The organism is Microbulbifer variabilis (assembly GCF_023716485.1).
In the GTDB taxonomy this organism is placed as follows: Bacteria; Pseudomonadota; Gammaproteobacteria; order Pseudomonadales; family Cellvibrionaceae; genus Microbulbifer; species Microbulbifer variabilis_B.
The window spans coordinates 3555432-3567492 of sequence record NZ_CP092418.1 but is presented as its reverse complement, the minus strand read 5'-3'; the positions used below and the strand labels follow the sequence as shown (position 1 = coordinate 3567492).

Annotated in this window: 12 protein-coding genes; 6 read left to right on the top strand and 6 right to left on the bottom strand. The window is 51.0% G+C overall.

All coding sequences use genetic code 11. The features are described from left to right. Position 1: 1 nt before the first annotated feature. Positions 2-187, top strand: a complete 186-nt coding sequence (locus MJO52_RS15825) for a hypothetical protein (RefSeq protein WP_252082943.1) — start codon at positions 2-4, stop codon at positions 185-187. Between the two features lie 143 nt (positions 188-330). Here the strand turns inward: MJO52_RS15825 and MJO52_RS15820 are convergent, their stop codons facing one another. Continuing rightward, a complete protein-coding gene (locus MJO52_RS15820) occupies positions 331-600 on the bottom strand; it encodes a hypothetical protein (protein WP_252082942.1) in 270 nt (89 codons plus the stop codon). Between the two features lie 152 nt (positions 601-752). Between MJO52_RS15820 and MJO52_RS15815 the strand changes: the two genes are divergently transcribed. Then, positions 753-962, top strand: coding sequence for a DUF3820 family protein (locus tag MJO52_RS15815; protein WP_252082941.1), 210 nt, complete (start codon positions 753-755; stop codon positions 960-962). 588 nt (positions 963-1550) lie between these two features. On the opposite strand, the gene MJO52_RS15810 is transcribed toward MJO52_RS15815, so the two are convergent. The 5 genes from MJO52_RS15810 to gltA form a co-directional block, all read right to left on the bottom strand. Continuing rightward, the gene (locus MJO52_RS15810; RefSeq protein WP_252082940.1) at positions 1551-2099 is read right to left on the bottom strand and encodes a Tll0287-like domain-containing protein; all 549 of its coding nucleotides are present in this window, start codon (positions 2097-2099) and stop codon (positions 1551-1553) included. A 12-nt stretch (positions 2100-2111) separates the two neighbouring features. Next, complete coding sequence (locus MJO52_RS15805; RefSeq protein WP_252082939.1) at positions 2112-3464, bottom strand: cytochrome c3 family protein; 1353 nt, start codon at positions 3462-3464, stop codon at positions 2112-2114. Next, positions 3465-5495, bottom strand: a complete 2031-nt coding sequence (locus MJO52_RS15800; RefSeq protein ID WP_252082938.1) for an FAD-dependent oxidoreductase — start codon at positions 5493-5495, stop codon at positions 3465-3467. It abuts the gene before it with no gap. 699 nt (positions 5496-6194) lie between these two features. Further along, positions 6195-6731, bottom strand: a complete 537-nt coding sequence (locus tag MJO52_RS15795; protein ID WP_252082936.1) for a hemerythrin domain-containing protein — start codon at positions 6729-6731, stop codon at positions 6195-6197. A gap of 318 nt (positions 6732-7049) precedes the next feature. Then, positions 7050-8339, bottom strand: a complete 1290-nt coding sequence (gene gltA, locus MJO52_RS15790; protein WP_252082934.1) for a citrate synthase — start codon at positions 8337-8339, stop codon at positions 7050-7052. Positions 8340-8781: 442 nt separating this feature from the next. On the opposite strand from gltA, the gene sdhC reads away from it, so the two are divergent. From sdhC to MJO52_RS15770, 4 genes are read left to right on the top strand one after another with little or no spacing between them, the layout of a single operon-like run. Continuing rightward, positions 8782-9156, top strand: coding sequence for a succinate dehydrogenase, cytochrome b556 subunit (sdhC, locus tag MJO52_RS15785; RefSeq protein WP_252082932.1), 375 nt, complete (start codon positions 8782-8784; stop codon positions 9154-9156). Next, the gene (gene sdhD, locus MJO52_RS15780; RefSeq protein ID WP_252082931.1) at positions 9150-9518 is read left to right on the top strand and encodes a succinate dehydrogenase, hydrophobic membrane anchor protein; all 369 of its coding nucleotides are present in this window, start codon (positions 9150-9152) and stop codon (positions 9516-9518) included. The genes sdhC and sdhD overlap by 7 nt, the downstream gene beginning before the upstream one ends. Before the next feature lie 3 nt (positions 9519-9521). Further along, entirely contained in the window at positions 9522-11294 is a 1773-nt protein-coding gene (sdhA, locus tag MJO52_RS15775) for a succinate dehydrogenase flavoprotein subunit (RefSeq protein ID WP_252082930.1), read from the top strand. Positions 11295-11313: 19 nt separating this feature from the next. After that, complete coding sequence (locus tag MJO52_RS15770) at positions 11314-12018, top strand: succinate dehydrogenase iron-sulfur subunit (protein ID WP_252082928.1); 705 nt, start codon at positions 11314-11316, stop codon at positions 12016-12018. Positions 12019-12061 lie beyond the last annotated feature (43 nt).

Sequence of the window (12061 nt, the reverse complement as noted above, 5' to 3'; positions counted from 1 at the left end):
TATGGGAGATGTGATTCCTTTTAAAAGAAAAACCACCTGGCAGAAACACAAAGGCAGCACTCTTTGCCGGGAAGGTTTTCACAAGTGGAAAGTGGTTACCGAGCGCAAGTTTGATGTTAAGCAGGGCAAGCTCGTCACAGAGTATTGCTGTGAGCGCTGTGGAAAAACCAAGACCAAGTTGCTTTAAAGTGGCTCGCTAGAGAAAACACAGCTTCCTGAATTTTACTCATTGTCCCGGGTGGCTCTTATCCCAGATAACCCCTGGTGCGTTAGGCGCACCAGGGGGTGCGCCATGCATTAACTCTGAGCCTGACGATTCTCCATTAAACACTAATAACGATAGTAGCCTCCGCGATAGCGATAGTAGTCTCTGCGTTTTCTTTCTCTGTCGTAGAGATAGCCTGCCCCTGCGCCAATCACGGCGCCTGCTGCGGTGCCACCGGGCCGACCACCACTGATTAGGGCACCGGTTACGGCACCGACGCCGATGCCGGTTCCGATGCGACGATCGGTATCGCTCATATTGGCACAGCCTTGCCCGCCGAGGCCTAGGGCCAATACTGCGGTTAAGCTGAGGTATTTAATCGCTTTGATACGCATAGTCACCCCTTTCAGTGATGCTTGAGGGATAGAGATTCGGTAAGACAGACCGAATAATTTCGCAGCCAGTGTAGGGTGGAGATAAGTCAGCAACAAATATCTAAGCTGTGGGCTGCGTATAGCACAAAATAAGAGATTTGAAGGATTTTGCGATGTTTGAAAAGCAGCAGTTGATTGATATTGCCCAAACTCCAATGCCATTCGGTAAGTATGCGGGTAGGGTACTTATCGATCTTCCTGAGGAGTACCTGCTTTGGTTTGCCAAAGAGGGTTTTCCTACTGGGAAGTTGGGGCAGTTGATGGCTCTGACGTTGGAGATCAAAATTGAAGGGCTGGAAGGGCTGATTGCGCCGTTAAAATAATCTGAAGGTTTTCATCTTTGTTCTCTTGGTAAAAATCAAAAAAATCTAAGCAAGAGGCCACTCTATAAACTTCTAGGCTGCTCTTTGCTTTATTTGGTTTTTCATGATTTCTTGTGGAAAAAATGCCTACTAGCTCGGTTTAGAGCATGTTATACCAGTACCTTGATTTTGATTTTCTAGGTTGCGAGTCTAGTATTTAAGTGCCTAGGTGAGCTTTGCGGAGCGAAGCGTTAACAACAAGCGGTCCGTAATGGAGACTGGACTAACCCGGAAATAGGCCCACAGCGGGTGACCACTGGTCTGAATGATTTCAGCGAGGTTAAAGCGGGAGTAGAGCCAGTCATATTAAAGAGGGAGCGGTCGAAATGAATTCGGCCGCTAATTAATTGTATCTACTCAAAATATTTTCTTAATTTTTTCTTATATTTTTCTGATTTTTATCGGTAAATATTGAATTTTTGAGGGATTTTGCAATTAGCTCTGCGGGATAAAAGGCAATCGTTGATTATTAAATGTAGAGAGCATTGGGGAAAACCCCGGCAGTGGATTTGCCGGGGCTGGGTCAGCTAAGGAAGCTCAGGCGATAAATTAAAGTGGTATACGAACAACTACACCACCCATAGTTTCGCCAAGCTCAAAATTATCGCGTGGACTATCCGCGTGGTCATTGTGACAGCTGACACAAGCTGGGGATACACCCACATCGGCATAAACCGCGGTAAAGTATTCGGTATCACCGAGTGTCTCACGACCATAGAAATTTTTACCTGGGTTGTCGATGACAAACTGCAAACCTTGCTTTTCCATTTCGGTACGCGGCTTGTTCTGTTTGTTTACCGGCCATAGGGACAGCAGGGCGTAGCTGAAGCCGGATTCTTTTTCCGCGACTCGCTCAGCGCCCATTCGCATCATTTGTGCGGGCAACGGCAGCAATTTTTTATCCTGCCAGTGCTCGTCGGCATCCAGAACTTTTTCCTCATTTTGCAAACGGTTAACTACCTTGTTGGTGTAATTGGCTCTGTCTGCCTCAATCACGGCAAAGATAGCATCCGCCATTCGCTCCGGTGCCACGCCCTGGTTTTTTTCACAGCCAGTGAGTAGGGCCAGTCCGGCGATAAAACAAGCGGCAATACGCATAGTGTTCCCCTCCTATTGGGATTGTGTTTGCTTATTTTTGCTTTTGGAAATTCTTGCAATGCGGTCGCGGATTAAGTCAAACGTTTCATGCTTATCCGCAGGCTTATGCTTGAAATTCTGAGAGATCAGTTTTTCGTCCGCCATGGCTGCCAGGGAAAACTCCGCTCCATGGCAGTTCAGGCAGACAGGCAACATTTTTTCATTGGGGCGGAGATTGTGGTTCTGGTTATGATTGACCACAACCTGTTCTCCGTGGGTTTCCCGCGGCAAGTGACAGCTGGCACAGCTAACGCCGTTTTCTGGATCTGCTTGCCAGGTATTGAAGTGCGGCGATTCCTTGTAGGCCAAGCTGTGCTCATCGCTGTGGCAGCTGAGGCAGGATTCCACAGCAGCGAACTGCAAGTCGACATCGTGGGGGCCGTGACAACTGGTGCAACTGAGTTCCCCGGAAGCGTCAGACTGCATGGGAATCCAGGCCTGGTGTGGCGTCATGGCACCAACCTGTTGAACAAATTCCTGTGGCAACTTGGATGAGAGGCGCATTCCGTGTTTACCTTGGGTAAAAGATTCCCGTTGCTCGCTGTGGCAGCTTGCACACTGTTCCACAACCTCAGCACTAGTAAATTGCATTTGTCCATTGGCGTGGCAACTGCTGCAGTTCACGTCCACTTGAGCATGGGGGCTTTGCGCCCAAGCCGCAGCGATTTCTGCAGCTGCAGTTTCTTCCTGTATATCCGCCTGCTGCACCTGTAGGGGGTGGGTATCGGGATGTTCCTGTAACCAGGATTGCATGGCGGTACGGGTCGGAAGCTTTGCCTCCTCGAGCAGATCGGGTTGTCCGACATGAGCGATTAAGAAATCTTCATAAAGGGTGCCGTTATCGTGGTAGTTGTGGCAGCCGGCGCTGGCACAGGTCTCGAAGCCCATACCTTCATGGCTACTGCGCTCTTCGGCAATTTCGCTGTGGCAATGAAAGCAGAAATCCCCGGCCAGGCTGACACCCATTTCTCGAGTAATTTGCTGTTTGTGTTCTGTGTGGCAGCTGATGCATTGACGCGCATCCAGGGTTTCCAGTAATTGGGCGTTACGGGGGTCGAGAAATTTTTTACGCGGATGGGAGTCATCGGCCAGCTCTAATTCTTCTGCGTGACAGCTTAGGCAAGATTGCTGAATAGATTCCTCCCCTGAAAACCCATCGGTATGACAAGAAGTGCAAGCGAGTTCTATCTGATGATGGCCATGTGTGGGCTCGCCAGTTATAAATAAAGACTTGTCATCTGCCGTTAGGTTATAGGAAGCGTAGGCACCTACAACCAGGGTCAATAGCAGTCCGTAATGCCAAAATTTAAATTGATAAGATTTCATTTAGAAGTAATAAACCGCAAGAATGTGATAGGCGAGGAGTACCGGCAGTGCCCAAAGTAAGGCGTAGTGAACGCGTGACCACCACTTGCGATGTTCGCGTAGTCTGAGATCGGTCCAGTGATGGTTGCGGGCCATAAAAACACCAACAAGGGAGCCTGTAGCAGTAACCCCAAGGAAGACCAGCATGAGTGCGAGGTTGAGGTTTTGCCCCATACGGAAGCCTGTGTGCACAGCAAGTGCGACCACGGCAACTACCCCAGTAAGGCTGTGGGCATAGCGCCAGTGATCCACATGGCCGAAAGATAGTTTTTTCCAGCGCTTTCGCACACTGAGCGCAGCGGTAAAAAAACACAGCGCGAGAATCGTGTAGCCGGTTACCTGTTTCCAGAAGTTGTCATACCAGAGTTTTTCCCAGAATTGGCCGGCCTGTACCGAGTCGGATATTGGCGGGGGCGGCATCAGGAATGACAGAGTAATTAAAAGTAACGATATGATCGAAGTGATTAATATACCCTTGGCGTGGCGCATAACCAGATTAGGCGCAGGGGTATCGAGTAGCTCGGCCATTAAGGGGCGGCAGCTGCCGCAGACAGATCCGGCGGTGGTTGCCTGCTGTAGTTCGTTTAAAGTGCGCTTGCCTTCGGAAATAGCCTTGCATAATTCCCCTTTGCTGACGGAATTACACTGGCACACCAGGTAGCTGTCGGGAAAACTCTTGATACTGTTTGAGGTCTGTAGGTCAAATAGACGGCCCTCGTCTGCAAACTGCTTAAGCGCTTGTGCGCTGACTTTTTCCTCCTGAGCTACCGCTTGGCGCAAGCTGTTGGCCTCATCCCAGCTGCCAATATAAATAGCACCGAGAATGCGCCCATTTTGAACAAATAGCCGGCGATAAATACCCTTGAACCGATTACGGAAAACGTGGCTCTGTAAATTTTCCTGCTGGTGAAGGTTATCGGAGGCAACATCTCCCATAATAGCGCAAGGAATATGGGCGATTTTGAGTTGGATATCTGTGTAACTGCCGGAGTAGGAGCGCTCTAAAATCTCCCCTCCATGTTCGCGGCGAATATGTGAACAACAGCTTTCCGCCTGTTCATAGCCGGGGCGAACCAGCTGATAAACCTTTTGATCAAACTCGGCACATTCACCAATTGCGTAAACATCTGGGTCGGAAGTTTGCATCCATTCGTTGACTACAACCCCTCTATCGATTTTTAGTCCGGCTTTTTTGGCAAGGGAGACTTCTGGCTGAATGCCAGTGCAAAGAACAATGGCATCGACGCAGAGATTTTCGCCATCCTCAAAGTGTAAATGGGATTTTTCCCCCTGCTGCTCAATAGACTTAAGAATTGAGCCTGTTTTCAACTGCACACCAAGGGCGGCAAGAGAGGATTTTAAAAACTCCTCGCCTTCCTCGCCTAAAAGGCCACTTAGTAATTTTCCGCGGGATTGAAGTGTGACAGTATTTTTCGGTGTTTTTAGAGCCGTTGCCGCTTCCAGCCCCAAGGCGCCGGCACCGATCACACAAATATCGGCGTGCCGCTCCCGCAGGGCGATTAGATCATTGGTATTGCGCAGGCTGCGAAAGGGGTAAACGCTGGGTAAGCCTGCACCGGGGATTGTGGGGATTTTGGGGTTGGAGCCGGTGGCTAGAATCAGCTTGGTGTAGGGCTGAATATTACCGGCAGCATCTGTTACCGTTTTTTTGACACGGTCTATAGAGACGATTTTACGGTCGATATATTCTGCGAGTCGGTGGTCAGTTTTACCTAGGATGGGATTATCCAGTTCCTCCCGTTCCACATGGCGAGAGAGGTACTGAGATAATTTTACACGATTGTAAGGTGATTCTGTTTCCGCTCCATAGATAACAATTTGCGCTTCGTCACAGAATTCAAGCAGTTTTTGTGCACAGCGAACCCCGACCGGTCCAGTGCCTACAATTACATAAATCGGATAGCTGCTGTCGCTGGTGCGGGCGCCATCTGGTAAATATTGACGAGCAGCTGAACTTTCTAGTTCAGTCATATTTCCCCCGAATCCCCCGGCTTTTACTACTGGCCTTTTGTCCTTTTTGTTTTAAGCCACAAAGCTCTCAGAACTTCCTAGACCAATATTCCACCGTTATGAGTTTTTTTAAATTCTAATTTCTATATGTTTAAACAAAATTAAATAAACGTCTAGTGTTGAATAGAAATCGCGAGAGAGAATAGGAAGGTATGGGAGGTCAGGCTGGAAAGTTTTTTTAAGTTGTTGTTATTGTTCGCTTTTTTTGATGCTAGCTTCAGCAAAAAAAGTGGCTGGCCTGATTGTGGTTGCCACTTTTTATTTGTTGAGGAAAAATTTTTAATCAGGCCTTCGCTGTCAATACCTATTAGGTGGGTAAGTTTGATTAGCCTTGGGGTGTAGCTTTAAATAAGCTAAAAAATATGTACTCCACTCTTATGGGCTAGATGCGCTTATCCGAAATAATTCCAAAATAATTTTCACTTACCTGTCGGGTATGCGTCTAACGCTTTTGGGTTGGTAAGCGGTTTTTAGAAAAATGTTTTGAGTCAGCGAGGGCCTGGAGCCAGGCTTCTAAAGGGAAAAGGTTTGCGCCCCGTCCTTGTGGGTCGCAGACATCCATTCAAAGTATTTTTTAATAAGTTGTTACTCACTCATTGGCTCACGCCTAATTCCTGTAGATGTTGAGTAACGAACTGGACCTCTCTAGTCCGAAAATACTTAGGAGGGCTGATAGAGAACGTAAAGTTCTTTTTCTTCCAGTGCGGTGCGGCGAGTGAGTGCTTCACCTATCTTTTGGTAATCCATTTTAAAGTCGCGAACCATTTCCGGGGTGAAGGCTTCATGATTGTAGCGTTTGCAGAATTGCACCACGGCATTGGCGATTTCATTCATATCAGTGCGGAAATCTTTTACAACCTGCAGTGTGTGCGCATCGCCGGCGAGGGCCTGCTCTAGATAGACGTAGAAGCGAACATTTTCCTTTATCAGATGTGCCTGGAAGCCGGACTTAAATTGAGTGAGTAGTTGTGACAGTTGGCGATAGTTTTGCTTTTCAAAGCCTTCGGACCACATACGCTGGAAAATGCCAATTAAGTGGCGGTGATCGTCCTCCAGGGCTTTGATCAGAGTTGGGTCGTAAGAAATTGTGCGGCTGCCTTTAGCGCTGGCATAGTTGCTGCGGGTATATTTTTCTTCCAGGTCGACGCTGTCGGAGGACTTGCTACCTCTGAACATGCCGGAGATAAAGCTAAGCATATGCTGTGCCCTTAATAGGTTTAATTTTGTGTGTTGTATGGGTAAGGGAAACCGCGGGCGGGTAGTTGCTGAGGTGCGGTAACTACGCAGCAAATTCACCCGGTCCGAGAGGCGCGGATTTTACATTGCATGACAGGTGTTTTTCTGTGTGGCGGGAGTTACATCAGGATGAGAATTTTAATATTGAGAACCTTGTCACAATTAATAGAGGTCTGGGTTGTTGTATTATTTGAATTTTGTTGAATATTTTTAAATTCCAGGTGGTTATTTCAGGAAATAAAAAACCCGGCATTGCCGGGTTTTTTATTTTGAACTTTATTAGCGTTGTTCCAGTGGAACATAATCGCGCTGGGCATAGCCGGTATAAAGCTGGCGAGGGCGACCAATTTTGTACGGGTTGGAAATCATTTCATTCCAGTGTGCGATCCAGCCTGAAGTGCGGCCGGTGGCAAAAATTACGGTGAACATATCGGTGGGGATGCCGATAGCCTTCATAATAATACCGGAGTAGAAGTCGACATTCGGGTAGAGTTTTTTCTCGACGAAGTAATCGTCCTCAAGGGCGATTTTTTCCAGCTTCTTAGCGATCTTCAGCAGAGGATCGTTTTCTGCGCCCATGGCTCCCAGAACTTCATCGCAGATGCCCTGCATTACGCGGGAGCGTGGGTCGAAGTTCTTGTAAACGCGGTGACCGAAGCCCATCAGGCGGAAGGGGTCATTCTTGTCTTTGGCACGCTTCACGAACTCGTCGATACGGCTCTCATCGCCAATTTCCTGCAGCATGTTCAGTACTGCCTCGTTGGCGCCGCCGTGAGCGGGTCCCCATAAGGTGGCGATACCGGAGGAGATGCAGGCGAAGGGATTGGCGCCAGAGGAGCCAGCCAGGCGCACGGTCGAGGTGGAGGCGTTTTGCTCGTGGTCAGCGTGTAACAGGAAGATGATGTCCATTGCCTTGGCGACAACCGGATCGATCTTGCTGGGCTCGCAGGGATTGCCAAACATCATGTGCAGGAAGTTCTCGGAATAGCTGCGGCTATTGTCCGGGTACATGAAGGGCATGCCTTGGGAGTGCTTGTAGCACATGGCTGCCAAGGTTGGCATCTTGGCAATCAGGCGGTGCGCGGAAATCTCGCGGTGCTCCGGATTGGTGATATCCAGGGAGTCGTGATAGAAGGAGGCGAGGGCACCCACTACGCCACACATCATCGCCATCGGGTGGGCATCGTAACGGAAGCCTTTAAAGAAGCTCACCAGGGATTCGTGAACCATGGTGTGAGACATAATAGTGTCTACATACTTCTTTTTTTCTTCTGCATTGGGCAGTTCGCCATTCATCAGCAGGTAGCAGGTTTCCAGATAGTCGGATTTTTCTGCTAGTTGCTCGATGGGGTAGCCCCGGTGCAATAATTGGCCTTTGCCACCATCAATAAAAGTGATCTTGGAATCACATGAGGCGGTAGATACGAAGCCCGGGTCGTAGGTGAAAAAGCCTTTGCTGGTCAGGCCGCCGACATCGATCACATCGGGGCCGAGGGTGCCGGAGCGAACGGGCATCTCAAGAGCGCCGTCGATACCATCGACTGTGAGGTGCGCTTTTTTATCGGACATTGCGGACTCCTAAAAACTGTTCTTATGGCGGCCTTTTCCTAGTGTTTTCGGGTGCTGGCGGCCTTTTGAGCGGGGCCAAACTTAAGTGCCGCGCCGCAAATTGTCAAACCCAAAGGGGTGGACGGCCAGTCGGCCGGCAACAGGATATTCGGCGACAGCGTGGGCTGGTAGAGCTTTTGCCTGGTCGTGGGCGCAAAAATCTGCGGAAATCCCGTTGAGCTAAATCCTGTGCCTGCGAGGTGCGCTGAGGTGGCGTATTCCTAGGCGTTCGTTGTGTTTTGACTATCGAATGCCTATAATCCGCGCGGCTTGCGCCATGGTACGGCTACTTTGTACAAGGCTTCATCAGGTCGAGTGCAAAGTGATCAGCAAGCAGCTCGTCCCTCCCAATTTGAAAAGCTAACGGGCGCCCGGTCGTTCAGGGCAACAAGGTGTTTTTCCTGTGAACAAAAACAGACCTGTCAATTTAGACATTTCCACTATAAAGCTTCCCGCTGCCGCTTTGGTTTCCATTTTGCACCGTGTATCCGGTGTGGTGCTCTTCGCCGTTGTGGCGTTGCTGCTCTGCATGCTCGATGCCAGCCTGGAATCCGAACAGGGCTTCGCCGATATGGCGGCAGCATTTAACAGTATTCCAGCCAAGCTCATCCTGTGGGCCTCCCTGGCAGCTCTTATTTACCATTTGCTGGCCGGTGTGCGTCACCTGTTTATGGATATGGGTATGGGTGAGAGCCTCGAAGGTGGTCGCCGCAGCGCAATTGCCGTGCTGGTGGTGAGTGTAATCCTTATTCTTTTAGTGGGAGTATGGTTGTGGTAAGAACAGTAACTAGCTTCGGCCGTAGCGGCACATTCGACTGGCTCTACCAGCGCGTTACCGCAGTAATACTGCTCGCTTACGTTCTCTTTATAGTGGGCTTTATCTTTTTCACCAAAGACTTCGGCTACCAGGCCTGGTCTGAATTGTTCGCCCAGCGCTGGATGCGTGTATTCAGCTTGGTTGCCCTACTGTCCACCGTGATTCACGCCTGGATCGGCCTCTGGTCTGTGGTTACCGACTACATCACCAACCGGGTGATGGGCGGTAAGGCCACTGTTCTGCGCCTGTTCGTAGAAGTGATTCTGGCTGCGGTTGCCGTGCTTTACACGGTGTGGGGCATTGAAATTCTTTGGGGTGTATAAGCAATGGCGAACATGCGTACTATTTCTTTTGACGGGATTGTGATTGGTGGCGGCGGTGCTGGTATGCGCGCGGCTCTGCAGATGGCCCAGTCCGGCTATAAAACTGCGGTAATTACCAAGGTATTCCCAACCCGTTCTCACACGGTATCCGCCCAGGGTGGTATTACCTGTGCGATTGCCAGCTCTGACCCCAATGATGATTGGCGCTGGCACATGTATGACACCGTTAAAGGCTCCGACTATATCGGTGACCAGGAAGCGATTGAATACATGTGTTCTGTAGGCCCCGAAGCGGTATTTGAGCTGGAGCACATGGGCCTGCCTTTCTCCCGAACTGAGGAAGGCCGTATTTATCAGCGTCCATTCGGCGGTCAGTCCAAAGATTTCGGCCGCGGTGGCCAGGCAGCCCGTACCTGTGCTGCCGCCGACCGTACAGGACACGCACTGCTGCACACGCTGTACCAGAATAATGTTAAGCACCAAACCGAGTTTCTGAACGAGTGGTTTGCGATTGACCTGGTGAAGAACCAGGACGGTGCCGTGGTGGGTGTGATCGCCATGTGCATCGAAGATGGCGAAGTGGTGTTTATTAAGTCCAAGGCGACCGTATTCGCTACCGGTGGTGCCGGCCGTATCTTCGCCTCCACCACTAACGCACACATCAACACCGGCGATGGTGTCGGTATGGCCCTGCGCGCAGGTATGCCTGTACAGGACATCGAGATGTGGCAGTTCCACCCGACTGGTATTTACGGTGCCGGTGTACTCGTGACCGAAGGTTGTCGCGGTGAGGGTGGCTACCTGATCAACAAAGACGGCGAGCGTTTTATGGAGCGTTACGCGCCCAACGCTAAGGACCTCGCTTCTCGCGATGTTGTAGCCCGCTCCATGGTACTTGAGATTCTCGATGGCCGCGGCTGTGGCCCCGAGGGCGATCACGTGTTCCTGAAGCTTGATCACTTGGGCGAAGACTTGCTCAACAGCCGTCTGCCCGGTATCTGTGAGTTGTCCAAGACCTTTGCCCATGTCGACCCAGTTAAGGCGCCGATTCCGGTTGTTCCCACCTGTCACTACATGATGGGCGGTATTCCGACCAACGTTCATGGCCAGGCCTTGACCCAGGACGCTGCGGGCAACGACCAGATCATCGATGGCTTCTACGCCTGTGGTGAGGTTGCCTGTGTATCTGTACACGGCGCTAACCGCCTGGGTGGTAACTCGCTGCTGGATCTGGTGGTATTCGGCCGCGCATCCGGCCTGTTTATCGAGAAGGCACTGCGCGAAGGTATCGAGCACCGCGAAGCTTCCGAGTCCGATCTGGAAGCGGCGATGGCGCGTCTGAACCGTCTGGAAACCAACGAAACCGGTGAGAAAGCTGCGGACCTGCGCAAAGAGTTGCAAGGTGTAATGCAGAATCACTTCGGCGTATTCCGCCGCGGCGACTACATGGCGGAAGGTGTGAAGAAGCTGGCTGACCTGCGTGAGCGTATTGAGAATGTACGCCTGGACGACAGAAGCCGTGCCTTTAACACCGCCCGTGTCGAAGCGCTGGAACTGCAGAACTTGCTGGAAGTTGCCGAGGCCACTGCGATTGCCGCGGAGACCCGCACTGAGAGCCGCGGTGCCCATGCCCGCGAAGACTTCCAGGAGCGCGATGATGAAAACTGGCTGTGTCATTCCATGTACTTCCCAACTGAGAAGCGTGTGGGCAAGCGTGCGGTAAACTTCGCACCGACCACCATGGAAGCCTTTGAACCGAAAGCTCGGACCTACTGATTCGGGAGCGGAATAGAGTATGTTGAAAGTAAGCATTTACCGTTACAACCCGGAAACTGATAAAGCGCCTTACATGCAGGACTACCAGCTCGACACTCAGGGCAAGGACCTGATGGTGTTGGACGTGTTGGAGTTGCTCAAGGCTCAGGATCCGACCCTGTCCTTCCGCCGCTCCTGCCGTGAAGGTGTGTGTGGTTCCGACGGTATGAATATTTCCGGCCGCAATGGCCTGGCGTGCACTACGCCACTGTCTGAAGCTGCCCCCAAGGGTAAACTGATTCTGCGTCCGCTGCCGGGCCTGCCTGTGATTCGCGACTTGGTTGTGGATATGGAACAGTTCTACGAGCAGTACAAAAAGATTGAGCCGTATCTGCAGAATGACACTCCGGCACCGGCGATTGAGCGCCTGCAATCCCCAGAGGATCGCGAAAAGCTCGACGGTCTGTACGAGTGTATCCTGTGTGCCTGCTGCTCCACCGCCTGTCCGTCCTTCTGGTGGAACCCGGACAAGTTTATCGGTCCGGCCGGCCTGCTACAGGCTTACCGCTTCCTGGCGGATAGCCGCGACCTGGCCACTGACGAGCGTCTATCCAATCTGGACGACCCCTTCAGTGTGTTCCGTTGTCACGGTATTCAGAACTGTGTCAACGTATGTCCTAAGGGTTTGAATCCGACTCGCGCCATTGGCCATATTCGCAATATGCTGCTGACGCGTGCTGTATAGGGATTAATGAAGGCTGCAAAGCAGTCTTCAGGGCTCATCTTCG